At 60.7% G+C, this 24028-nt stretch carries 23 protein-coding genes; 16 read left to right on the top strand and 7 right to left on the bottom strand.

The features are described from left to right. From D8U61_RS07355 to D8U61_RS07345, 3 genes are all read left to right on the top strand, one after another. Positions 1 to 542 (top strand): ABC transporter permease subunit (locus D8U61_RS07355; RefSeq protein ID WP_130926687.1); only part of this gene is annotated, 542 nt, incomplete at its 5' end. Continuing rightward, positions 539 to 1411 carry an ABC transporter permease subunit gene (locus D8U61_RS07350; RefSeq protein ID WP_130926686.1) on the top strand — a complete coding sequence of 291 codons (873 nt, stop codon included), beginning with the start codon at positions 539 to 541 and terminating at the stop codon, positions 1409 to 1411. The genes D8U61_RS07355 and D8U61_RS07350, both read left to right, overlap by 4 nt. 195 nt (positions 1412 to 1606) lie before the next feature. Continuing rightward, on the top strand, positions 1607 to 2704 hold the full coding sequence (locus tag D8U61_RS07345; protein WP_095182000.1) for a polyamine ABC transporter substrate-binding protein: 1098 nt from the start codon (positions 1607 to 1609) through the stop codon (positions 2702 to 2704). 244 nt (positions 2705 to 2948) lie between these two features. On the opposite strand, the gene thpR is transcribed toward D8U61_RS07345, so the two are convergent. Continuing rightward, positions 2949 to 3488, bottom strand: coding sequence for an RNA 2',3'-cyclic phosphodiesterase (gene thpR / locus D8U61_RS07340; protein WP_016770731.1), 540 nt, complete (start codon positions 3486 to 3488; stop codon positions 2949 to 2951). Between the two features lie 107 nt (positions 3489 to 3595). On the opposite strand from thpR, the gene D8U61_RS07335 reads away from it, so the two are divergent. Next, positions 3596 to 3790, top strand: coding sequence for a hypothetical protein (locus tag D8U61_RS07335; protein WP_024013337.1), 195 nt, complete (start codon positions 3596 to 3598; stop codon positions 3788 to 3790). Between the two features lie 125 nt (positions 3791 to 3915). On the opposite strand, the gene D8U61_RS07330 is transcribed toward D8U61_RS07335, so the two are convergent. After that, positions 3916 to 5058, bottom strand: coding sequence for an HlyD family secretion protein (locus tag D8U61_RS07330; protein WP_071172839.1), 1143 nt, complete (start codon positions 5056 to 5058; stop codon positions 3916 to 3918). Then, positions 5055 to 6710: an MFS transporter gene (locus D8U61_RS07325; protein WP_130926685.1), complete on the bottom strand. Its 1656-nt coding sequence runs from the start codon at positions 6708 to 6710 to the stop codon at positions 5055 to 5057. Before D8U61_RS07325 ends, D8U61_RS07330 begins: the two co-directional genes overlap by 4 nt. Positions 6711 to 7019: 309 nt before the next feature. Here D8U61_RS07325 and D8U61_RS07320 point away from each other — a divergent pair, with 309 nt between their 5' ends. The 6 genes from D8U61_RS07320 to D8U61_RS07295 all read left to right on the top strand — a co-directional run bounded on the left by D8U61_RS07320 (position 7020) and on the right by D8U61_RS07295 (position 13268). After that, positions 7020 to 8315, top strand: a complete 1296-nt coding sequence (locus tag D8U61_RS07320; protein WP_016775185.1) for an OprD family porin — start codon at positions 7020 to 7022, stop codon at positions 8313 to 8315. A gap of 272 nt (positions 8316 to 8587) precedes the next feature. After that, a complete protein-coding gene (locus D8U61_RS07315; RefSeq protein WP_016775186.1) occupies positions 8588 to 9412 on the top strand; it encodes an NAD(P)-dependent oxidoreductase in 825 nt (274 codons plus the stop codon). Positions 9413 to 9456: 44 nt separating this feature from the next. After that, entirely contained in the window at positions 9457 to 10350 is an 894-nt protein-coding gene (locus D8U61_RS07310) for an SMP-30/gluconolactonase/LRE family protein (protein ID WP_130926684.1), read from the top strand. Positions 10351 to 10410: 60 nt separating this feature from the next. Further along, on the top strand, positions 10411 to 11385 hold the full coding sequence (locus tag D8U61_RS07305; protein ID WP_130926683.1) for a TRAP transporter substrate-binding protein: 975 nt from the start codon (positions 10411 to 10413) through the stop codon (positions 11383 to 11385). A 75-nt stretch (positions 11386 to 11460) separates the two neighbouring features. Beyond that, on the top strand, positions 11461 to 11988 hold the full coding sequence (locus tag D8U61_RS07300) for a TRAP transporter small permease (RefSeq protein ID WP_122700614.1): 528 nt from the start codon (positions 11461 to 11463) through the stop codon (positions 11986 to 11988). Further along, positions 11988 to 13268 (top strand): TRAP transporter large permease, encoded by a 1281-nt coding sequence (locus tag D8U61_RS07295; RefSeq protein WP_130888722.1) that lies wholly within the window; start codon positions 11988 to 11990, stop codon positions 13266 to 13268. Before D8U61_RS07300 ends, D8U61_RS07295 begins: the two co-directional genes overlap by 1 nt. Before the next feature lie 51 nt (positions 13269 to 13319). Here D8U61_RS07295 and D8U61_RS07290 read toward each other — a convergent pair whose 3' ends face one another. The 3 genes from D8U61_RS07290 to D8U61_RS07280 form a co-directional block, all read right to left on the bottom strand. Then, entirely contained in the window at positions 13320 to 14120 is an 801-nt protein-coding gene (locus D8U61_RS07290) for a sulfite exporter TauE/SafE family protein (RefSeq protein ID WP_130926682.1), read from the bottom strand. 10 nt (positions 14121 to 14130) lie between these two features. Next, positions 14131 to 15375: an FAD/NAD(P)-binding oxidoreductase gene (locus D8U61_RS07285; protein WP_130901753.1), complete on the bottom strand. Its 1245-nt coding sequence runs from the start codon at positions 15373 to 15375 to the stop codon at positions 14131 to 14133. Between the two features lie 168 nt (positions 15376 to 15543). Then, a complete protein-coding gene (locus tag D8U61_RS07280; RefSeq protein WP_016775194.1) occupies positions 15544 to 15885 on the bottom strand; it encodes a metalloregulator ArsR/SmtB family transcription factor in 342 nt (113 codons plus the stop codon). 92 nt (positions 15886 to 15977) lie between these two features. Between D8U61_RS07280 and D8U61_RS07275 the strand changes: the two genes are divergently transcribed. Beyond that, complete coding sequence (locus D8U61_RS07275; protein WP_110600931.1) at positions 15978 to 16841, top strand: MBL fold metallo-hydrolase; 864 nt, start codon at positions 15978 to 15980, stop codon at positions 16839 to 16841. 167 nt (positions 16842 to 17008) lie between these two features. Here D8U61_RS07275 and bkdR read toward each other — a convergent pair whose 3' ends face one another. Next, positions 17009 to 17497, bottom strand: a complete 489-nt coding sequence (gene bkdR, locus D8U61_RS07270) for a Bkd operon transcriptional regulator BkdR (RefSeq protein WP_016775196.1) — start codon at positions 17495 to 17497, stop codon at positions 17009 to 17011. A gap of 185 nt (positions 17498 to 17682) precedes the next feature. Here bkdR and D8U61_RS07265 point away from each other — a divergent pair, with 185 nt between their 5' ends. The 5 genes from D8U61_RS07265 (at position 17683) to D8U61_RS07245 (ending at position 23904) form a co-directional block, all read left to right on the top strand. Then, complete coding sequence (locus D8U61_RS07265; RefSeq protein WP_130926681.1) at positions 17683 to 18918, top strand: 3-methyl-2-oxobutanoate dehydrogenase (2-methylpropanoyl-transferring) subunit alpha; 1236 nt, start codon at positions 17683 to 17685, stop codon at positions 18916 to 18918. 1 nt (position 18919) lies between these two features. Next, the gene (locus tag D8U61_RS07260; RefSeq protein ID WP_003224000.1) at positions 18920 to 19978 is read left to right on the top strand and encodes an alpha-ketoacid dehydrogenase subunit beta; all 1059 of its coding nucleotides are present in this window, start codon (positions 18920 to 18922) and stop codon (positions 19976 to 19978) included. Then, positions 19979 to 21253 (top strand): dihydrolipoamide acetyltransferase family protein, encoded by a 1275-nt coding sequence (locus D8U61_RS07255; protein WP_130926680.1) that lies wholly within the window; start codon positions 19979 to 19981, stop codon positions 21251 to 21253. A gap of 6 nt (positions 21254 to 21259) precedes the next feature. Continuing rightward, positions 21260 to 22633: a dihydrolipoyl dehydrogenase gene (lpdA, locus tag D8U61_RS07250; RefSeq protein ID WP_130926679.1), complete on the top strand. Its 1374-nt coding sequence runs from the start codon at positions 21260 to 21262 to the stop codon at positions 22631 to 22633. 251 nt (positions 22634 to 22884) lie between these two features. Then, positions 22885 to 23904, top strand: a complete 1020-nt coding sequence (locus D8U61_RS07245; RefSeq protein ID WP_125927687.1) for a branched-chain amino acid aminotransferase — start codon at positions 22885 to 22887, stop codon at positions 23902 to 23904. Positions 23905 to 24028: the final 124 nt, after the last annotated feature.

Raw genomic sequence — 24028 nt, 5'->3', positions numbered from 1 at the left:
TGATCATGATGCCGACCTGGACGGCGATCCTGATCCGCGTGTATGCGTGGATGGGCATCCTCAGCAACAACGGTCTGCTCAAGGGGTTCCTGATGTGGACCGGGCTCACCGATCACCCGATCGAGATCCTCAACACCAACACTGCGGTGTACATCGGCGTGGTCTACGCGTATCTGCCGTTCATGGTGCTGCCTCTCTACGCCAACCTCGTCAAGCACGACAACAGCCTGCTGGAAGCCGCGCAGGATCTGGGTTCGAGCAACTTCAACAACTTTTGGAAAATCACCGTGCCGCTGGCCAAGAACGGCATCATTGCCGGTTGCATGCTGGTGTTCATTCCGGTGGTCGGCGAGTTCGTGATTCCAGAACTGCTGGGTGGCCCGGAGACGCTGATGATCGGTCGCGTGCTGTGGCAGGAGTTCTTCAATAACCGCGACTGGCCGGTGGCTTCTGCGCTGGCGGTGGTGATGCTGTTGATCCTGATTGTGCCGATTCTGCTGTTCAACCGCAGCCAGGCCAAAGAGATGGAGGCACGGGGATGAAACGCTTCAACTTTTCCAAGTTCATGCTGATCTTCGGCTTGATGTTCATTTATCTGCCGATGCTGATTCTGGTGATCTACTCGTTCAACGCATCGAAACTGGTGACGGTGTGGGGTGGCTGGTCAGTGAAGTGGTATGCCGGCCTGCTCGACAACTCGCAACTGATGGGCTCGGTGCTGCGCTCGCTGGAAATCGCCTGCTACACCGCGATTGCCGCTGTGGCACTGGGGACGCTGGCGGCGTTCGTGCTGACGCGGGTGACGCGCTTCAAGGGTCGCACACTATTTGGTGGCCTGGTGACCGCGCCGTTGGTGATGCCGGAAGTGATCACCGGTCTGTCGCTGTTGCTGCTGTTCGTGGCGATGGCGCAACTGATCGGCTGGCCGCAGGAGCGCGGCATCGTCACCATCTGGATCGCCCACACCACCTTTTGTGCCGCTTATGTGGCGGTGGTAGTCTCCGCGCGCCTTCGCGAGCTGGATCTGTCGATCGAAGAAGCGGCGATGGACCTCGGCGCCAAACCATTCAAAGTGTTTTTCCTCATCACCATTCCAATGATCGCGCCGTCGCTGGCCGCCGGCGGGATGATGTCGTTTGCCTTGTCGCTGGATGATCTGGTGCTGGCGAGTTTTGTCTCCGGGCCGGGCTCGACGACGCTGCCGATGGAAGTGTTCTCGGCGGTGCGCCTGGGCGTGAAGCCCGAGATCAACGCCGTGGCCAGCCTGATTCTGCTGGCAGTGTCGCTGGTGACTTTCCTGGTCTGGTATTTCGGCCGCAAGGCAGAAGCGAACCGCAAACGGGCGATTCAGGAAGCGATGGATCAGACCGCAAACGAGTCGTGGCAACAGCCGGCAGCGGCGACTGCCTGAGCAACACCGATGAACAACTGTGGCGAGGGGATTTATCCCCGTTGGGCTGCGAAGCGGCCCCTGCAGTTCTACCTGAAGACTCCGTATTCAGGTTTTGCGACTGCTACGCAGCCGAGCGCGGATAAATCCCCTCGCCACAAGGTTCAAGTGCACCGAGCTTTTGTTTTGTTGAATAAGAAGAAGGGAGTTGTAGCGATGAAAATGTTTGGCAGGACTCTGCTGACACTGTCCTTAATGGGCGCAATGGTCATGGGCGCCCAGGCCAACGACAAGGTGCTGCGTGTTTACAACTGGTCCGATTACATCGCGCCGGACACCGTGAAAAAGTTCGAAGACGAGACCGGCATTCGCGTGACCTACGACGTCTTCGACAGCAACGAAACCTTGGAAGCGCGCCTGCTCGCGGGCAAATCCGGCTACGACATCGTCGTGCCGTCGAACAGTTTTCTGGCCAAGCAGATCAAGGCCGGTGTTTATCAGCCGCTGGACAAATCGAAGCTGCCGAACTGGAAGAATCTCAACCCGGTGCTGCTGAAAAACGCCGCCGCCAGTGATCCGGACAACGCGCATGCGTTCCCGTACATGTGGGGCTCGATCGGCATCGGTTTCAATCCGGCGAAGGTCAAGGAAGTTCTCGGCGCCAACGCCCCGACCAACTCCTGGGACTTACTGTTCAAACCGGAGAACGCGGAAAAGCTCAAAGCCTGCGGCATCAGTTTCCTCGATTCGCCGACCGAAATGCTCCCGGCCGCCCTGCACTATCTGGGCTATCCGGTGAACGACAAGGACAAGGCGCACATCGCCGAGGCCGAAGCGCTGTTCATGAAAATCCGCCCGTACGTGGCGTATTTCCATTCCTCGAAGTACATCTCCGATCTGGCCAACGGCAACATCTGCGTGGCGGTCGGTTACTCCGGCGACGTCCTGCAGGCCAAGGCCCGCGCGGTGGAATCGGGCAACAACGTGGTGATCGACTACAGCATTCCCAAGGAAGGCGCCGGCAGCTTCTACGACATGGTCGCCATCCCCCGTGATGCGGCGAACGTCGACAACGCCTACCTTTTCATGGACTTCCTGATGCGCCCGGACATCATTGCCGAAGTCACCAACAGCATCGGCTACAGCAACGCCAACGCAGCGGCCACGCCACTGGTGGACGAAGCGATCCGCAACGAACCGGGTTCGTATCCGTCGCAAGCGGTGATGGCGACGTTGTATGCAGTGCCGGATCAGCCAATTGCCACGCAGCGGATCATGACGCGCGGCTGGACGCGGGTGAAGCTCGGTAAATAAAAACACCGATGATCAAAATGTGGGAGCGAGCCTGCTCGCGAAGGCGGTAGGACAGGCGACGAAAATATTGGGTGTGCCGACGCTTTCGCGAGCAGGCTCGCTCCCACAATGAAGCAATGCAGTGCTGAAAATTTTCCGTTCACGCAGCGCCTTACCACCGCTGCACCCTACTCTGAACGGCCTCACCCGGCTCCCTCGGCTCGGGTGAATTTGCAGGCGCCTTCGGGCGCCTTTTTTTGTCCGTTCAGATCAACGGCCAGTCCTGCACAACCCGATACCGCCCCTTGTGCGATTCGAACAGAGCGAAGCGTTCGGCACGCAGAACGAACTCCGGCGGCGTGCGCGCTTCCGGCTCCGGCGCGCGGTATTCGCGGGCCAGTGTCAGGTGCGGGCGGAACTCGTGGGTGGGCTCGTCAAAACCGAACGGCAGCATCGCCTGTTCCAGCGCGTAGACCAGGCGCAACAACGCTGGCGGCGCCTGTTCGGGTGCCAGCGATAGCACACCGGGGCGATGCCAGACCTGCAAACGATCCAGCTCAATGCGCAACGTTTCGCCGGGAATACGCACACTGCCCGCTGCTTCGCAGACGCCATGAATCTGCGCCAGCGGCACCGCACCGAGAAACAGCAGGGTCAGATGAAAATTATCCGCCGGCACCGGTTTGCCGCTGCGCAGGCCCAGCTCCGCGCGCCACTGGGCGATCGCCTTGCGCTGCGCTGGCGGGCAGTCCAAAGCGAAAAACAGCCGTTTCGACGGTTCATCCCTGCGCACTTCATCCATCATCGCCCTGCCCCCTTTATCGTCATGATCGAGCCGATTCTACACAGCCTGTTCTGACGACTCGCGACAGGAAGCTATAGTTCAAGGATTGCCATCAACCGGAGGCTGCCATGCGCGAGATCCTCAGCAAAGAACCCTGGTGGGCCCGGCCACCACATCCCGGACAGGACGAAAGCGAACTGGAATGGGGCTGGCTGGTGCATTACAGCGAAGGCGAACCGCGCTTCGAATTCGTTCGCGAGAGACCCAGCGACGAGCAGATCCGCAACCGCAAAAGTTGCCGGGTCACCCCCTCGCCCGAATGAATAGAGCCCCGTGAGCACTACCCTGTGGGAGCGAGCCTGCTCGCGAAAGCGGTGTGTCAGATAAAGAAATGTTACTGATACGACTCTTTCGCGAGCAGGCTCGCTCCCACAGGGTTAGGCATTGATCAGTGGGGTTGGGTGTCGCCGGCGGCGGTGTCGATGCTGACAACCACTGACATCCCCGGCCGCAAGCGTTCTTCTTCCTGCTGGTCGGGATCGATGGTGATGCGCACCGGCACGCGCTGGGCGATCTTGACGAAGTTGCCGGTGGCGTTGTCGGCCTGCAGCAAGGCAAATTCCGAGCCGGTGCCCGGCGAAATATGCTGCACGTGGCCGGTGAATCTGCGGTGGTTCAAGGCGTCGACGGTAAAGCGTACCGGTTGCCCGACCCGCACGTTGGCCATCTGGGTTTCCTTCATGTTGGCGATCACCCACTTCTGGTCCGGGACCAACGCCATCAACTGCGCGCCGGAGTTGACGTAGGCGCCGAGGCGCACGCCGATCTGCCCGAGCTGACCGTCGCGCGGGGCGACAATTCGCGTGTTCGACAGATCGATCCGCGCCAGTTGCACCGCCGCTTCGGCACTGGCCACGGCAGCCTCCAGCGAGCCGCGATTGACGATCACCGTTTGCAGATCCTGCCGGGCGATTTCCAGATTGGCCTTGGCCTGCGCCACAGAAGCCGTGCTTTGCGCGTTGGCAGCGAGGGTCACGTCAAATTCGCGCTTGGACACCGAGCCGTCGCGCACCAGCTCCTGATTACGCCGCAGATCCGCCTCGCTCTTGCGCAACTGCGCCTGGCTGTCGGCAAGCACCGCCTGACGCAATTTGATCGTCGCTTCGGCGCTGTTGCGCTGCTGCACGACGTTGGCCAGTCCGGCCTTCTGTACTGCCAGTTGTGCCAAGGACTGGTCGAGGCGTTGCTGATAAATGCGGTCGTCCAGACGCACCAGCAGATCCCCGGCCTTGACGTACTGGAAGTCCTGCACCGGCACCTCGAACACATAGCCGCTGAGCTGCGGGCCGATGATCGTCACCTGCCCGCGCACCAAGGCGTTTTCGGTGGTTTCGACCGCACTGCTGAACGGCGGCAGTTGCCACGCATACAGCACGATCAGCACGCCGACGATGGCGATTGCGGCAAAGCCCAGCGAAGATATGATCCGCACCCGCAGCGAACGCGGCGCAGTGTTCGGCGACGATGGCGGCGCTTCCCCTTCAGGCGTGGCGGCGATGGCATTGGTGGTTGTGGTGGTCGGTTCGGTCATGAAGAAGTGGCACCGCTGGGTGGTACGGAAGGTGTCGGTTCAATGGCTTTGGTGGTGCTCATCAGCCACAACGCGCGAATCGAAAGCCAGATCATGGTCAGGACGGCAATGACCGCGATCAGCATGAAGACATCGTTATAGGCCAGCACGTTCGCTTCGCGTGTCGCCGCATTGGCGAGGCTGCGCATGCCAGCCAGATTGCGCAGGCTCGGGTCGGCGAGCAAACCGCCGAACGCCGAGCCGCCGCTCTGCACTCGCGCAGCCACCAAAGGATCGGACATCACCAGATGATCGACGATGTGGCTGGAATGGTACTTCTCCCGCACGATCTGAAAAGTGCCAAGCAACGCCGCGCCGAGCAGTCCGCCGAGGTTGTTGCAGATCCCGAACAGCACGGAAAAGCTCACCAGGTTGCGCGGATTGGTCAGCACGTTGCGCGTGCCGAAGACCATGGTCGGGCCGAGAAAAAACGTACTGCCGAACGCCAGCAGGAACTGACTGAAATACATGTTTCCGGGGCGGGTCAGGTTGTTCGAGAAGCTGTCCATCACCGAACCGGTGGCCATCAGCGCCAAGGAAATGATCAACGGCATCAGCAAATGTTTGGGGTCGATGGTCAACGCGCTGGTGGCAAGCCCGGCGATGCTGCCGATCAGCATCACCACATACAGACTGTGCAATTGCTCATAGCCCATGTTGAGGTTCTGCATGAAACCGACCGCGCCGGTGGATTGCTCCGAGGTGACCATGCGAATCAGGGTCACCGCCAGCGCCAGGCGGATCATCGTTCCGCTGCCCAGCCAGCGGGTCATCAACATCGGGTTGCTGCGGTTATGCTCGATGGCCAGGCCCATGATGATCAGCGCGATCGAACAGGCCAGCGCCACGCCGATCCAGTCTGCCTCCAGCCACCAGTCGATCCGCCCCAGCGACAGCACCGCGCACAACAACGCCACACCCGTGGCGAGGATGGCGAAGGTGAGGAAATCGAGTTTTTCAAAGGTCTTGAAGCGGTCACCGGGCGGCAACTTCAGCAGCAACACACAGCCGAGTGACAGCAGGGCCATGCCCAATTCGAACAAGTACAAACCGCGCCATTCGGCGATCTGCAACAGGTCTTCGGAAAACAGCCGCGCCAGCGGTAACGCCAACTGCGACGTGCCGAGGCCGAGTACCAACGCTTTGAGCCGCCACTTCGCCGGAAACGCCTGCACCATGTAATACAGACCCAGCGAGCTCAGCGCCGCACCGACCATGCCGTGCGCCGCTCGCACCGCCACTGCCGAGTTGAGATCGTTGACGAACAAATGGCCGAAGGTGACCAGCGCATACAGCACCAGAAACACTTCGGTGAACGCGCGCAAGCCGAATTGCTGGCGAAACTTCACCAGCAGCAGGTTCATCGACACGTTGGTCATCACATACGCCGCCGGCAGCCAGGCCATCTCCGCCGTGGTCGCGCCGAGCGAGCCTTGCAGGTAAGGCAGGTTGGCAACCACCAGCGAGTTGCCCAACCCACCGGTCACCGCCACCAGCACGCCAACCGCCGCGTACGCCAGGCGCTTGGGCGTGGAGTGCAGCGGTGTCGACGGAGAACCGGGCAGGCTGGGCTTTTCGTGGGGTTGCCAGTTGCGCGGGGCGTATTTATCCATGAATCGGCCTGGTGCTGGGGGTGGAGGAAGTTTGCCGCAATTTGACGGGCAATACACGACTCGACAGACACCAAGGAACCCTGTGGGAGCGAGCCTGCTCGCTAAAGCGCTGTGTCAGTCGACAACTTCATTGATTGAAAGTCCGCATTCGCGTGCAGGCTCGCTCCCACATGGGTTCGGCGTCGAATGGGAGGTCATCGTATAACTTCCAGTTGACAATCCCCGAAAATCTGGGAAATATCCGCATCGATGTTGTACGACGACGTATGACAAATAATAAAAACAACAAACGATCCAGGGAGCGTCACAGTGAGCCCACTCGCCCGCAATTCCGTCCGCCCTTCACGTTTTGCCCATTTCAAACCGCGTTCGACCCTGAGCCTGATCGGTTGCAGCAGCCTCGCTCTGGCCTTGCCGATGAGCGCCGATGCCGAGGGCTTTCTCGACGACAGCAAAGCCACGCTGAACCTGCGCAACGCCTACTTCAACCGCAACTTCGTCAACCCGGCCTATCCGCAGGGCAAGGCCGAAGAGTGGACGCAGAGCTTCATTCTCGACGCCAAATCCGGCTTCACCCAAGGCACCGTCGGCTTCGGCCTCGATGTGCTCGGGCTGTATTCGCAAAAGCTCGATGGCGGCAAAGGCACTGGCGGTACGCAGTTGTTGCCGATTCATGATGACGGTCGCCCGGCCGACAATTTCGGTCGCCTCGGCGTGGCGCTGAAAGCCAAAGTCTCGAAGACCGAATTGAAGGTCGGCGAATGGATGCCGGTATTGCCGATCCTGCGCTCCGACGACGGCCGCTCCCTGCCGCAGACCTTTCGCGGCGGGCAGATCACGTCCACTGAAATCAACGGCCTGACCGTCTACGGCGGCCAGTTCCGTGGCAATAGCCCGCGCAACGACGCGAGCATGGAAGACATGTCGATGAACGGCCGCGGTGCATTCACCTCCGATCGTTTCAACTTCGGCGGCGGCGAATACAGCTTCAACGAAAAACGCACGATGGTCGGCGTGTGGTACGCCGAGCTCACCGACATCTACCAGCAGCAGTATTTCAACCTCAGCCACAGTCAGCCGATGGGCGACTGGACGCTGGGCGCCAACCTCGGTTTCTTCACCGGCAAGGAAGACGGCAGCGCTCAGGCCGGCGACCTCGACAACAAGACCGCGTTCGCCCTGCTCTCGGCCAAGTACGGTGGCAACACCTTCTACGTCGGCCTGCAGAAACTCACCGGCGACGATGCTTGGATGCGCGTCAACGGCACCAGCGGCGGCACCTTGGCCAACGACAGTTACAACGCCAGTTATGACAACGCCAAAGAGCGCTCCTGGCAGGTGCGTCACGACTACAACTTCGTTGCGCTGGGCGTGCCTGGCCTGACCCTGATGAACCGCTACATCAGCGGCGATAACGTGCACACCGCCACCACCAATGACGGTAAGGAATGGGGCCGCGAATCGGAACTGGCCTACACCGTGCAGAGCGGCCCGCTGAAGAACCTCAACGTGAAATGGCGCAACGCGACCATTCGCCGGGACTTCAGCACCAACGAATTCGACGAGAACCGGATCTTTATCAGCTATCCGATTTCGTTGTTGTAAGGGTTGGCGGTTTGCCCTGTGGGAGCGAGCCTGCTCGCGAAAGCGCCGGACCAGTCGACTTGTTCTGACTGACACAGCGCATTCGCGAGCAGGCTCGCTCCCACAAGGGGATTGCATTGCCAGGCAGGTATCGGGTGCTGAAAAAATGAATCGCCCCTTCCGTCATCTACACCAAAAGTCGCGTTGACAAGATCCGGAAACCCTACCGATACTTCAGCGCAGTCATACGACAACCTACAACAAACCTAATAACAATGTGTTCAGGGATTGCCATGACGTCTACCTCTACCCCCCGCGCTCCTTTCAACCGCCTGCTGCTGACCGGTGCCGCCGGCGGCCTGGGCAAAGTGTTGCGCGAACGCCTGCGCCCTTACGCCAATGTGCTGCGCCTGTCCGACATCGCCGCCCTCGCCCCGGCCGTCGATGACCACGAAGAAGTCGTGCTCTGCGACCTCGCCGACAAGCAAGCCGTGCATCAACTGGTCGAAGGCGTCGATGCGATCCTGCATTTCGGCGGCGTCTCGGTCGAGCGCCCGTTCGAAGAAATCCTCGGCGCCAATATCTGCGGCGTGTTCCACATTTACGAAGCGGCGCGCAAGCACGGTGTGAAGCGGGTGATCTTCGCCAGCTCCAACCACGTCATCGGTTTCTACAAACAGGACCAACAGCTCGACGCCACTTCAGCGCGTCGTCCCGATGGTTACTACGGCTTGTCCAAGTCCTACGGCGAAGACATGGCCAGTTTCTACTTCGATCGCTACGGCATCGAAACCGTCAGCATCCGCATCGGCTCCTCGTTCCCCGAACCGCAAAACCGCCGGATGATGCACACCTGGCTGAGCTTCGACGATCTCACGCAACTGCTCGAACGCTCGCTGTACACACCGAACGTCGGCCACACCGTGGTCTACGGCATGTCCGCCAACAAAGACGTCTGGTGGGACAACCGCTACGCCAGCCACCTCGGTTTCGAAGCCAAGGACACCTCGGAAGTGTTCCGCGACAAGGTCGAAGCGCAACCGATGCCAGCCGACGATGACCCGGCGCGGATCTATCAGGGCGGCGCCTTCGTTGCAGCAGGCCCGTTTGGCGATTGATCGCTCGACTTGATCCCCCTCCAATAAAAACCAAGGGAATGAGTATGCAAGCCGAATTGATCGTCGACGCCCGCAACGCGGTCGGTGAAAGCCCGGTCTGGGTGCCGCAGGAAAACGCCCTGTACTGGGTCGACATCCCCAACGGCGGACTGCAACGCTGGAGCGCTGACACTGGCCATGTTGCCTCGTGGAAGGCGCCGGAAATGCTCGCCTGCATCACCCGCCACCGCAGTGGTGGCTGGGTCGCTGGCATGGAAAGCGGCTTCTTTCGCCTGCACCCGCACAGCGACGGCAGCCTCGACAGTGAGTTGCTCGCCACCGTCGAGCACAGCCGCGCCGACATGCGCCTCAACGACGGTCGCTGCGATCGCCAAGGGCGTTTCTGGGCGGGCAGCATGGTGCTGAACATGGGCCTGAACGCGCCTGAAGGCCGGCTCTATCGCTACGGCGCCGGGCAGACGGGCGTGGTCGAAGCGCAGCTGGATGGCTTCATCGTGCCCAACGGCCTCGCTTTCAGCCCTGACGGCAAAACCATGTACCTGTCGGATTCGCACCCCAACGTGCAACTGATCTGGGCCTTCGATTACGACACCGAGACCGGCACGCCATCGAATCGCCGAATCTTCGTCGACATGAATCATTTCCCCGGCCGCCCCGATGGCGCTGCCGTGGATGCCGAAGGCTGCTACTGGATCTGCGCCAACGACGCCGGCCTGATCCACCGCTTTGCCCCGGATGGCCGACTGGATTTCTCGCTGGAAGTACCGGTGAAGAAACCGACCATGTGCGCCTTCGGCGGCAGCAACCTGGACACCTTGTTTGTCGCCTCGATTCGCCCCGGCGATGACCACGACCCGCAATCCCTGGCCGGCGGCGTGTTCGCCCTGAAGCCAGGCGTCAAAGGCCTCGCCGAACCGCAATTCAACGATTTGCTTTAGACCCTCTGCTGCACCGCTGCGCCTTGAACACAAAAATAACAAGACTGGAGACTCACCCCCATGAATTTCAAACGCACCTTGCTCGCCGCTGCACTCCCGCTGATGTTCACCTTTGCCGGTGCCGCTCAGGCGGAAATGAAACTCAAATTTGCCGACATTCACCCCGCCGGTTATCCAACCGTGGTGGCTGAAGAAAACATGGGCAAGGCCCTGACCAAGGAAACCAACGGCGAACTGACTTTCCAGTATTTCCCGGGCGGTGTGCTGGGATCGGAAAAGGAAGTCATCGAGCAGATGCAGGTCGGCGCAGTGCAGTTGTCCCGCGTCAGCCTGGGGATCGTCGGCCCCGTGGTGCCGGATGTGAACGTGTTCAACATGCCGTTCATCTTCCGCGATCAGCAACACATGCGTAACGTCATCGACGGACCGGTGGGCGACGAGATCCTCGGCAAAATCACCAACTCTGAATTCGGCCTGGTGGCCCTGGCGTGGATGGACGGCGGCACGCGCAACATCTACACCAAGAAACCGGTGCGCAAGCTCGAAGACCTCAAGGGCATGAAAATCCGCGTACAAGGCAACCCGATGTTCATCGACATGATGAACGCCATGGGCGGTAACGGCATCGCCATGGACACCGGGGAAATCTTCAGCGCCCTGCAGACCGGCGTGATCGATGGCGCGGAAAACAACCCGCCGACCCTGCTTGAACACAACCACTTCCAGAACGCCAAGTTCTACAGCCTGACCGGTCACCTGATCCTGCCAGAGCCGATCGTGATGTCGAAAATCACTTGGGAAAAACTCACTCCGGATCAACAGCAACTGGTGAAAAAAGCCGCCAAGGCTGCCCAGGCTGAAGAGCGCGTACTGTGGGACAAGAAGTCCGCTGCCAGTGAAGAAAAACTCAAGGCCGCTGGCGTCGAGTTCATCGAAGTCGACAAAAAACCCTTCTACGACGCCACCGCACCGGTACGGGAAAAGTACGGCGCGAAGTACGCCGACCTGATCAAAAAGATCGAAGCCGTTCAGTAACGCCTCCCGCTCTGTACTCATGAAAAAGGCCCGGCGCGCCAGCGGTTCAGGCGCGCCCGGTTACGGTGGAACCCGATGAAGAATCTGCTGCTGCGTATCAACGACAAGATCTACATGACGTGCATCTGGGTCGCCGGCCTTTCCGTCCTGGCGATTTCCCTGATGATTCCCTGGGGCGTGTTCGCCCGCTACGTGCTCGGCACCGGCTCCAGCTGGCCAGAGCCGACGGCGATCCTGCTGATGATGGTGTTCACCTTCATCGGCGCCGCCGCCAGTTACCGCGCCGGTGCGCACATGGCCGTGGCCATGCTCACCGACCGCATGCCGGCGCAAATGAAAGCCGCAGCGGCGATTTTTTCGCAACTGCTGATGGCGGCCATCTGCATCTTCATGACCATCTGGGGCACCAAGCTGTGCATGTCCACCTGGAACCAGTTCATGGCAGCCCTGCCCGATCTGCGGGTTGGCGTGACCTATCTGCCGATCCCCGTGGGCGGTTTGCTGACATTGATTTTTGTCGTGGAAAAACTCTTGCTCGGTGACCAGAGCAAACGTCGGGTCGTGCAGTTCGACCTGGTTGAAGAAAGTGAAGGTGCCGTTTAATGGACGCTCTGATCCTGCTGGGCAGTTTTATCGTATTGATCCTGATCGGCATGCCGGTCGCTTACGCGTTGGGCGCCGCTGCGCTGATCGGCGCTTGGTGGATCGACATTCCCTTCCAGGCGGTGATGATCCAGGTCGCCTCGGGGGTGAACAAATTCTCGCTGCTGGCCATTCCGTTCTTCGTCCTCGCCGGCGCGATCATGGCCGAGGGCGGCATGTCCCGGCGGTTAGTGGCGTGTGCCGGGGTGCTGGTAGGTTTCGTCCGTGGTGGTCTGTCGCTGGTCAACATTGTTGCCTCGACGTTCTTCGGTGCGATCTCCGGTTCTTCGGTGGCCGACACTGCGTCTGTGGGTTCGGTGCTGATTCCGGAGATGGAGCGCAAGGGTTATCCACGGGACTTCTCCACCGCCGTGACCGTCAGCGGTTCAGTGCAAGCCCTGCTGACTCCGCCAAGCCACAACTCGGTGCTCTACTCGCTGGCCGCTGGCGGTACGGTGTCGATCGCTTCGCTGTTCATGGCCGGCATCGTCCCGGGCCTGCTGATGAGCGCCTGCCTGATGGTGCTGTGCCTGATCTTCGCGAAAAAGCGCAACTACCCCAAGGGCGAAGTGATTCCGATGCGCCAGGCGCTGAAGATCGTCGGCGAAGCCCTGTGGGGCATGATGGCGATGGTGATCATCCTCGGCGGCATTCTCTCGGGTATTTTCACCGCCACTGAATCGGCGGCCATCGCGGTGCTGTGGTCATTCTTCGTGACCATGTTCATTTATCGCGATTACAAATGGCGCGAGCTGCCCAAGCTGATGCACCGCACGGTGCGCACCATCTCCATCGTGATGATCCTGATCGGTTTCGCCGCCAGCTTCGGCTACATCATGACGCTGATGCAGATCCCGGCAAAAATCACCACACTGTTCCTGACCCTGTCGGACAACCGCTACGTGATCCTGATGTGCATCAACGTGATGTTGCTGTTGCTTGGCACGGTGATGGACATGGCGCCGCTGATCCTGATCCTCACGCCGATCCTGATGCCAGTGATCATGGGCATCGGTGTCGATCCGGTGCAGTTCGGCATGATCATGCTGGTCAACCTGGGGATCGGATTGATAACACCGCCCGTGGGGGCCGTGCTCTTCGTCGGCTCGGCGGTGGGCAAGGTCAGTATCGAAAGCACCGTGAAAGCGCTGCTGCCGTTCTATGGCGTGCTGTTCCTGGTGCTGCTGCTGGTGACCTACGTTCCGGCGATTTCGCTGTGGCTGCCGCACCTGGTGTTGTAACCGTCTGAGAAGATCGCAGCCTCGTGCAAGCAGGCTGCGATCTTTTGCTCTTCACGCCCGCAACAACATGTACCCCGCGACCACCAGACAGACACTGGCAAACCCCACCTGCAACGCCCGCGCCGGCACCTGCGCGCACAGCCTGCGACCGATGAGCATGCCAACGATGCTGGCGACAATGAACGCCGCGCCTTGGCTGTCGATACGCACCCCCGCATGAAACGCGCCGATCACGCCGATCGCGGAAATCAGACTGATCACCATCAACGACGTCGCAACGATGCCGCGCATCTGCACATCGGTCAGTTGCTTGAACGCCGGCACGATCAGGAACCCGCCGCCGACGCCGAGCAATCCTGAGACCACACCGGTAATCGCGCCCAGTGCAGCCAGGGTAGCGGTGCATTTGGCGGTCCAGTCGAAGCGCCCGGTCTGCTCGTTGAGCATGCAGTTTTTCTGCCCCCAACTGGCGTGGCCGTGATCGCTCGGCCCCGCTTGCTGACGGTCCTTTCTGAACATTCGCCAAGCGACCAGAACCATCAGCAGGCTGAACAGGATCATCAGAATCTTTTCCGGCAGTTGATGCGCGAAGTAGATCCCCAGCGGCGAAAACACCGCGCCCAGTGCCGCGATCAACAGCGCCGCGCGGTAACGCACCAGGCCATGGCGCAAACCATCGATCGCCCCGACCGCCGCCGCGCTGCCGACCGCAAACAAGGCCACCGGCGCCGCTTGCGTCATCGTCCAGCCGAGCCCGAGCACCAGCGCCGGCACCGCGAGAATCCCGCCGCCTGCGCCGGTCAGGCCGAGGACCAACCCCATCACCACGCCAAACAGACTTGCCAGCAACATAGGGGTTTTCTCAGTCGACCCTGGATAGACGCGTCAGCCACTCGCGGCCCTTGAGCATGCCGTGCCAGTAGAACCACGGCAGCAGCGTCGCCTTCAGCCACCACGCCGAACGGCGGGCCACGGTCGGGTCCAGCGGGAAAGTCGGCAGCAGTTTGCCGCCATAGCCGAACTCGGCGAGGATCACCTTGCCCTTCTCCACCGTCAGCGGGCACGAGCCGTAGCCGTCGTACTTGAGCGGCAGCGGCTGTTGTTTGCGCGCGGCCAGCAGGTTCTGCGCAACGACGACAACCTGCTTGCGCACCGCTGCGGCGGTTTTCGCGTTGCTGGTGCCGCAGATATCGCCCAATGCAAACACGTCTGGATAGCGCGGATGCTGCAGGCTGTGCGGATCGACCTCGCACCAACCGCCGGCATCGGCCAGCGGACTCTGTGCGATGAAATCCGGCGCGACTTGTGGCGGCACGACGTGCAGCAGATCGAAGGTTTTCGCGACCCGGCTGACATTGCCGTCGGCGTCCTTGACGTCAAACCACGCGGTTTTTGCCGGGCCGTCGACCTTGACCAGATTCGAGTTGAACGCCAGTTGCGCGTCGTACTGTTCGATGTACTTCATCAACGGCGGCACAAAGGTCGGCACGCCAAACAGCGCAGCGCCAGCGAGGTTGAATTCGACATTGATGTCTTTCAGCACGGCGGATTTGCGCCAGTAATCGCAAGACAGATACAAGGCCTTCTGCGGCGCGCCGGCACATTTGATCGGCATCGCTGGTTGGGTGAACAGCGCCCGGCCGTCGCGCAGTTTCTGCACTTGATCCCAGGTGTACTGGGCGTGCTGATAGCTGTAGTTGGAGGTGACGCCGTGCTGGCCGAGGCTTTCCTGCAAGCCTTCGATTTTCTCCCAGGCCAGGCGCAGGCCGGGGCAGACGATCAGGTTCTGATAGCTGACGGTGCGCTGGTCGTCGAGGGTGAGTTGGCGGCTTTGCGGGTCGATGGCGCTGACACTGGCCTGAATCCACGTCGCCTGCCGCGGCATGACTTTGCTCATCGGCCTGACGGTGTCTTTCACATCGAACGCACCACCGCCGACCAGCGTCCACGCCGGTTGATAGTAGTGCTGTGAACTCGGTTCGATCACGGTGACTTGAAGGTGCGGGTCACGCTTGAGCAGGCTGGCGACAAAACCGATGCCGGCCGTGCCGCCGCCGATGACCACGATGTCCGCACTGATGGATGGGCCCCAGTGTTGATCGTTCATTGCTTGTTCCTTTTGCTGCACGCAAGGTTTTTTTTTGGCTCACCACAACAACTAATGTGGGAGCGAGCCTGCTCGCGAAAGCGGTGGCTCAGTCAACTATTCGTCGGCTGACGCGCCGCCTTCGCGAGCAGGCTCGCTCCCACAGGAGATGTTTGTGAGGGCTGGCATTTATGGCTGTTCCCAGCTCTTGAGTACCGCTCCGCAATAGAGCCCCGAGAGGGTTTTCATCACCTGGATCACTTCGTGACTGGCCAGGCCGTAGAAAATATATTTGCCTTCACGGCGAGTCGCGACCAGCCCTTCATCGCGCAAGATGCCCAGTTGCTGGGACAGCGTCGGCTGGCGTACGCCGGTCATTTTTTCCAGCTCGCCGACGTTGCGTTCGCCCTGGGTCAGTTGACAGAGGATCAACAGACGGTCCTCATTGGCCAGGGCTTTGAGCAAGGCGCAGGCTTTGGACGCCGAGGCGCGCAGTTGGGCGACTTCACATTCGGTCAGACTGGATTGCATTTGCACGAGGCCTTGAAGGTCACTTAAGCTGCGAACATTATGTTTTTACATAAACTGTTGCAACTCGAAATTCCTCAGCACAGGTTTCTGCCATGTCCGCCCAGATTGAAGCGTTCCTCGACCCCGCCTCCTCGACCTACAGCTACGTGGTCTATGAAGCCGACGGCGGCCAGTGCGCGATCGTCGACCCGGTGCTTGACTACGATGGCGCCGCCGGGCGCACCGGCACGGCGCAGGCGGACAAGATCATCGCTTTCGTGCGTGCGCACCGGCTGCAAGTGCAATGGCTGCTGGAAACCCACGCCCACGCCGATCACCTCTCCGCCGCGCCGTACCTGCGTCGGGAACTGGGCGGTAAGATCGCCATCGGTGAATCGATCAGCAAAGTGCAGAATGTGTTCAAGGCGCTGTTCAATCTGGAGCCGGAATTTTGCGTCGATGGCTCGCAGTTCGATCATCTGTTCGCGCCGAACGAGTCGTTCATGATTGGCAACCTCAAGGCTACCGCCCTGCACGTCCCCGGCCATACGCCAGCGGACATGGCGTACCTGATCGACGGCGAGCAGATCCTGGTGGGTGACACGCTGTTCATGCCCGACGTTGGCACCGCGCGCTGTGATTTCCCTGGCGGCAATGCGCAGCAATTGTTCAAGTCGATCCAGAAGCTGCTGGCTTTTCCGGCCAGCGTGAAGCTTTACGTCTGCCACGATTACCCGCCCGAAGGCCGCGCCTCACAGTGCCAGACCACTGTCGGCGAACAGCGCAAAAGCAATATTCATGTGCATGACGGGATCGACGAAGCGGCGTTCGTCGAAATGCGCACGACACGTGACGCTGGGTTAGGCATGCCGACGTTGCTGCTGCCGGCGATTCAGGTGAACGTGCGGGCGGGGAATCTGCCGGCACCTGAGGGGAATGGCGTGGTTTACCTGAAGATTCCGCTCAACAAACTCTGACGGTTCGGCAACGCAGCCTCCAGCAGCGCCAACTGATCGTTCCCACGCTCCGCGTGGGAATGCATCCCGTGACGCTCTGCGTCACTTCTTGAGGCGGAACGCGGAGCGTCCCTGGCGGCATTCCCACGCGGAGCGTGGGAACGATCGGCGTCTGCAGGTCAGTCGTATCAATTGCCCAACGTCAACCCATTGGCCGGCAACGGCAACGCGGTCTTATAACGCACCTGCTTCAGCGCAAAGCTCGAACGAATATTCGCCACCCCCGGCACCTTGGTCAGAAAATCCATCATGAAGCGTTCCAGCGACTGAATGCTCGGCACCAGCACGCGAATCAGATAATCCGGATCACCCGCCATCAGATAGCACTCCATCACCTCAGGCCGATCAGAAATCGCTTCCTCGAAATGCTGCAACGCCTCCTCTACCTGTTTTTCCAGGCTGACGTGAATGAACACGTTCACGTGCAGCCCCAGCAGATCGGCATCCAGCAGCGTGACCTGCTCGCGAATCAAGCCCAATTCTTCCATGGCCTTGACCCGGTTGAAGCACGGCGTCGGCGACAGGTTCACCGAGCGAGCGAGGTCGGCGTTGGTGATGCGCGCGTTCTCCTGAAGGCTGTTGAGAATGCCGATGTCGGTACGGTCCAGTTTGCGCATGAGACAAAACCACCTGTTTTTTATGTTTATGCAGAATTTCTATCTGCAAATGGTCACCAGCGCAACGAAACACAGAGAAATATTCTTCTTGGCCACGCCTATGATTGTTGTAGGACAAGATTTCCCCTACCCGGGAATGACTGCCAGCTCACTACAAGAAATTCACAAGATCGAGCGTAGAAGCCATGACCCAAGCGTATGAACCGCTGCGCCTGCACGTCCCTGAACCCTCGGGCCGTCCCGGCTGCAAGACCGACTTTTCCTACCTGCATCTGACCGATGCCGGTACGGTGCGCAAACCTCCTGTCGATGTTGAACCTGCCGACACCGCCGACCTCGCCCGTGGCCTGATTCGCGTGCTCGACGATCAGGGCAACGCCCTCGGCCCGTGGGCCGAAAACGTGCCGGTCGAAATCCTGCGCAAAGGCATGCGCGCGATGCTCAAGACGCGCATCTACGACAACCGCATGGTCGTCGCCCAGCGGCAGAAAAAGATGTCGTTCTACATGCAGAGCCTTGGCGAAGAAGCCATCGGCAGCGCCCAGGCGTTGGCGCTGAACATCGATGACATGTGCTTCCCGACCTACCGCCAGCAAAGCATCCTGATGGCCCGCGATGTGCCGCTGGTCGACCTGGTCTGCCAACTGCTGTCCAACGAGCGCGATCCGCTCAAGGGCCGCCAGTTGCCGATCATGTACTCGGTCAAGGACGCCGGTTTCTTCACCATCTCCGGCAACCTCGCCACTCAGTTCATTCAGGGCGTTGGTTGGGGCATGGCCTCGGCGATCAAAGGCGATACGAAAATTGCCTCAGCGTGGATCGGTGACGGCGCCACCGCCGAATCGGACTTCCACACCGCCCTCACCTTCGCCCACGTTTATCGCGCGCCGGTGATCCTCAATGTCGTGAATAACCAGTGGGCGATTTCCACCTTCCAGGCCATCGCCGGCGGTGAAGCCACGACTTTCGCCGGACGCGGTGTCGGATGCGGCATCGCCTCGCTGCGGGTCGATGGCAACGACTTCTACGCGGTCTACGCCGCTTCCGCTTGGGCTGCCGAACGCGCCCGGCGCAACCTCGGCCCGACCATGATCGAATGGATCACCTACCGCGCCGGTCCGCACTCGACCTCCGACGATCCATCGAAATACCGCCCTGCCGATGACTGGAGCCACTTCCCGCTTGGCGATCCGATCGCGCGTCTGAAACAGCACCTGATCAAGGTCGGCCACTGGTCGGAGGAAGAGCACAGCGCCGTCAGCGCTGAACTTGAAGCCGAAGTGATTGCCGCGCAGAAACAGGCCGAACAGTACGGCACCCTTGCCGGCGGGCAGATTCCGAGCGCCGCGACCATGTTCGAAGACGTCTACAAAGAGATGCCGGAGCACTTGAAGCGCCAGCGTCAGCAGTTGGGGATCTGACATGAACGATCACAACAACAATATTCAGTTGGAAACCGCCATGACCACGACCACCATGACCATGATCCAGGCCCTGCGCTCGGCCATGGATGTGATGCTTGAGCGCGATGACAACGTCGTCGTGTTCGGTCAGGACGTCGGCTACTTCGGCGGCGTGTTCCGCTGCACCGAAGGCCTGCAGACCAAGTACGGCACCTCGCGGGTGTTCGACGCACCGATTTCGGAAAGCGGCATCGTCGGCGTGGCCGTGGGCATGGGTGCGTATGGCTTGCGGCCGGTCGCCGAAATCCAGTTCGCCGACTACGTCTACCCCGCCTCCGACCAGATCATCTCCGAAGCAGCGCGTCTGCGTTATCGCTCGGCCGGTGAATTCACCGCACCGATGACCCTGCGCATGCCTTGCGGCGGCGGCATCTACGGCGGCCAGACGCACAGCCAGAGCATCGAGGCGATGTTCACTCAGGTCTGCGGTCTGCGCACAGTGATGCCGTCCAACCCGTACGACGCCAAAGGCTTGCTGATCGCCTCCATCGAAAACGATGACCCGGTGATCTTCCTTGAGCCGAAACGCCTGTACAACGGCCCGTTCGATGGCCATCACGACCGCCCGGTAACCCCGTGGTCGAAACACCCGCAAGCCCAGGTGCCGGACGGTTACTACACCGTGCCGCTGGACGTCGCTGCGATCACTCGTCCGGGCAAAGATGTGACGGTTTTGACTTACGGCACCACCGTATACGTCTCGCAAGTCGCTGCCGAAGAATCCGGCGTCGATGCCGAAGTCATCGACCTGCGCAGCCTGTGGCCCCTGGACCTGGAAACCATCGTCAAGTCGGTGAAGAAAACCGGCCGCTGCGTGGTGGTTCACGAAGCCACCCGCACCTGCGGTTTCGGCGCCGAGCTGGTATCGCTGGTGCAGGAGCATTGCTTCCATCACCTGGAAGCGCCGATCGAGCGCGTCACCGGTTGGGACACTCCCTACCCGCACGCGCAGGAGTGGGCGTATTTCCCAGGGCCGTCCCGCGTGGGCGCGGCGTTGAAACGGGTCATGGAGGTCTGAATGGGCACGCACGTTATCAAGATGCCGGACATCGGCGAAGGCATCGCAGAAGTAGAACTGTCGCAGTGGCACGTCAAGGTTGGCGATCTGGTGGTTGAAGATCAGGTGCTGGCGGATGTAATGACCGACAAGGCAATGGTCGATATTCCATCGCCGGTGCACGGGAAAGTGATTGCCCTCGGTGGTCAGCCGGGTGAAGTGATGGCGGTTGGCAGTGTGCTGATCAGCATCGAAGTCGAAGGGGCTGGCAACCTTAAAGAGTCGGCCGCACCCGCGCCGGTCAAAGAAGCACCGGTTGCGCCGAAAGTTGAAGCCGCTGTCGAAAGCAAACCCGCCGCAGCCACCGCACCACGTCCGGCTGCCGTTTGCCAAGGCCCGATGGTTGCTCGCGAAGCGGATGAACGCCCGCTCGCATCGCCGGCCGTGCGCAAACATGCGCTGGATCTGGGCATTCAATTGCGTCTGGTGCGCGGTTCCGGCCCGGCCGGTCGTGTGCTGCACGAAGACCTTGAAGCCTATCTGGCGCAAGGTCAGTCGAACGCTTCGGCACCGGTTGCCGCCGCGTACGCCCAGCGTAACGACGAAGAACAGATTCAAGTGATCGGCATGCGCCGCAAGATCGCCCAGCGCATGCAGGATGCCACTCAGCGTGCCGCGCACTTCAGTTATGTTGAAGAAATCGACGTCACCGCGATCGAAGAGCTGCGTGCGCATCTGAATGAAAAGCATGGCGCCAGCCGTGGCAAGTTGACCTTGTTGCCGTTCCTCGTTCGCGCGCTGGTCGTCGCCCTGCGCGACTTCCCGCAAATGAACGCCCGTTACGACGACGAAGCGCAAGTCATTACGCGCCTGGGCGCGGTGCATGTCGGCGTCGCCACGCAAAGCGATGTCGGCCTGATGGTGCCTGTGGTGCGTCATGCAGAGGCGCGCAGCCTGTGGGACAGCGCCGCGGAAATTTCACGTTTGGCCAACGCCGCGCGCAATGGCAAGGCCAGCCGCGATGAGCTGTCAGGTTCGACCATTACTCTGACCAGCCTCGGCGCATTGGGCGGCATTGTCAGCACGCCGGTACTGAACCTGCCGGAAGTGGCCATTGTCGGTGTGAACAAAATCGTCGAGCGGCCAATGGTGGTCAAAGGCCAAGTGGTGATCCGCAAGATGATGAACCTCTCCAGCTCCTTCGATCATCGCGTGGTCGACGGCATGGACGCGGCGCTCTTCATTCAGGCCATTCGTGGCTTGCTCGAACAACCCGCCACCTTGTTTGTGGAGTAAGCCCGAATGCAATCTCTGAACACTACGCTGCTGATCATCGGCGGCGGCCCCGGCGGTTACGTTACCGCGATCCGCGCCGGGCAACTGGGCATCCCGACCATCCTGGTCGAAGGCCAATCGTTGGGCGGCACCTGCCTTAATATCGGCTGCATTCCGTCGAAAGCGCTGATTCATGTGGCTGAGCAGTTTCATCAGACGCAGCATCACAGCCAGCATTCGGCGCTCGGCATCAGCGTTGCCGCGCCGACCCTGGATATCAGCAAAAGTGTGGAGTGGAAGGACGGCATCGTTGATCGCCTGACCACTGGCGTCGCCGCGCTGCTGAAGAAAAACAAGGTTCAGGTCATCAACGGCTGGGCGAAAATCATCGACGGCAAAACCGTGGAAGTCGGCGATACGCGCATCCAGTGCGAACATCTGGTGCTGGCCACCGGCTCGACCAGCGTCAACCTGCCGATCCTGCCGATTGGCGGGCCAATCATCTCCTCCACCGAAGCGCTGGCGCCGACGTCTGTGCCGAAACGCCTGGTCGTGGTCGGCGGTGGTTACATCGGCCTGGAGCTGGGCATCGCCTATCGCAAGCTCGGCGCCGAAGTCAGCGTGGTCGAGGCGCAGGATCGAATTCTTCCGGCTTACGACGCGGAGCTGACACAACCGGTACATGAAGCGCTGAAGCAGCTGGGCGTGAAACTGTACCTCAAGCACAGCGTGCTGGGTTTCGACGGCACGTTGCAGGTGCGCGATCCCGAAGGCGAAACCCTCAATCTGGAAACCGATCAGGTACTGGTCGCGGTCGGACGCAAACCCAATACGCAGGGCTTCAATCTCGAAGCGTTGAATCTGGACATGAACGGTTCGGCTATCAGGATCGACAGCGGTTGCCAGACCAGCATGCGCAACGTCTACGCCATTGGCGACGTGAGCGGCGAACCGATGCTGGCCCACCGCGCCATGGCTCAGGGCGAAATGGTTGCCGAGCTGATCAGTGGCAAGCGCCGCGAATTCAACCCGACCGCCATCGCCGCCGTGTGCTTTACCGACCCGGAACTGGTGGTGGTCGGCAAAACTCCGGACGAGGCCAAGGCTGCGGGGCTGGACTGCATCGTTGCAAGCTTCCCGTTCGCCGCCAACGGCCGCGCAATGACCCTGGAATCGAAAAGCGGCTTCGTCCGCGTGGTCGCACGTCGCGACAATCATTTGATTGTCGGCTGGCAAGCGGTGGGAGTCGGTGTTTCCGAATTGTCGACGTCATTCGCGCAGAGCCTGGAGATGGGCGCGCGCCTGGAAGACATCGGCGGCACCATCCATGCGCACCCAACCTTGGGCGAAGCGGTGCAGGAAGCGGCGTTGCGGGCGCTGGGGCATGCGTTGCATCTGTAAATCCGTCAAATTGATCGTTCCCACGCTCCGCGTGGGAATGCAGCCCGGGACGCTCTGCGTCCCAACAGCCGAACGCGGAGCGTCCGATGAGGCATTCCCACGCAGAGCGTGGGAACGATCAGTCGAGGGAACGATCAGCGGAGCGAATTCCGGCTGCGAAACCGCTCAAGAATGAAGTATTGTTGTGCCCATCCAAAAAAACGTCAGAAGCCTTGAACCGTTTCGGCGGTTGTTCAGTGATAGAGGGTGTCATGGGTAACGAAAGCATCAATTGGGACAAGCTGGGTTTTGACTACATCAAGACCGACAAGCGCTATCTGTCGTACTTTCGCGATGGCGAGTGGGACAAAGGCACCCTGACCGAAGATAACGTCCTGCACATCAGCGAAGGCTCCACCGCCCTTCACTATGGTCAGCAGTGCTTCGAAGGCATGAAGGCCTATCGCTGCAAGGACGGCTCGATCAACCTGTTCCGCCCGGACCAGAACGCCCTGCGCATGCAACGCAGCTGCGCGCGTCTGCTGATGCCGACGGTCGACACCGAGCAGTTCATCGAAGCCTGCAAAGCCGTGGTTCGCGCCAACGAGCGTTTCATCCCGCCGTACGGCACCGGCGGCGCGCTGTACCTGCGCCCGTTCGTGATCGGCGTCGGTGACAACATCGGCGTGCGCACCGCGCCCGAGTTCATCTTTTCGATCTTCTGCATCCCGGTCGGCGCCTACTTCAAGGGCGGCCTGACCCCGCACAACTTCCAGATCTCCAGCTACGACCGCGCGGCCCCGCAAGGCACCGGTGCGGCCAAGGTCGGTGGCAACTACGCCGCCAGCCTGATGCCGGGCTCGAAAGCCAAGAAAGCCAACTTCGCCGACGCGATCTACCTCGATCCGATGACCCACACCAAGATCGAGGAAGTCGGTTCGGCCAACTTCTTCGGGATCACCCACGACAACAAGTTCGTCACCCCGAACTCGCCATCGGTCCTGCCAGGCATCACCCGCCTGTCGCTGATCGAACTGGCGAAATCGCGTCTGGGCCTGGACGTGGTTGAAGGCGACGTGCTGATCGACAAGCTGTCGGACTTCAAGGAAGCCGGTGCCTGCGGTACCGCTGCGGTGATCACGCCGATTGGTGGCATCAGCTACAACGATCACCTGCATGTGTTCCACAGCGAAACCGAGGTAGGCCCGGTAACCCAGCAGCTCTACAAAGAGCTGACTGGCGTGCAGACCGGCGACATCGAAGCGCCAGCGGGCTGGATCGTCAAGGTTTGATCTGACGACTGCTGATGCTCAAAAGCCCTCCACCGAGTGATTGGTGGGGGGCTTTTTTGTAGGGCTGGGCTCTGGTGTCGTATTGAAGAACGTCACCCCCTCACCCCAGCCCTCCCGAAACGTC

Source organism: Pseudomonas sp. Sample_14, assembly GCF_004307515.1.
Classification (GTDB): Bacteria; Pseudomonadota; Gammaproteobacteria; order Pseudomonadales; family Pseudomonadaceae; genus Aquipseudomonas; species Aquipseudomonas atacamensis.
The sequence above is the reverse complement of the archived record's forward strand: the minus strand, read 5'-3'. Positions and strand labels throughout refer to the sequence as shown.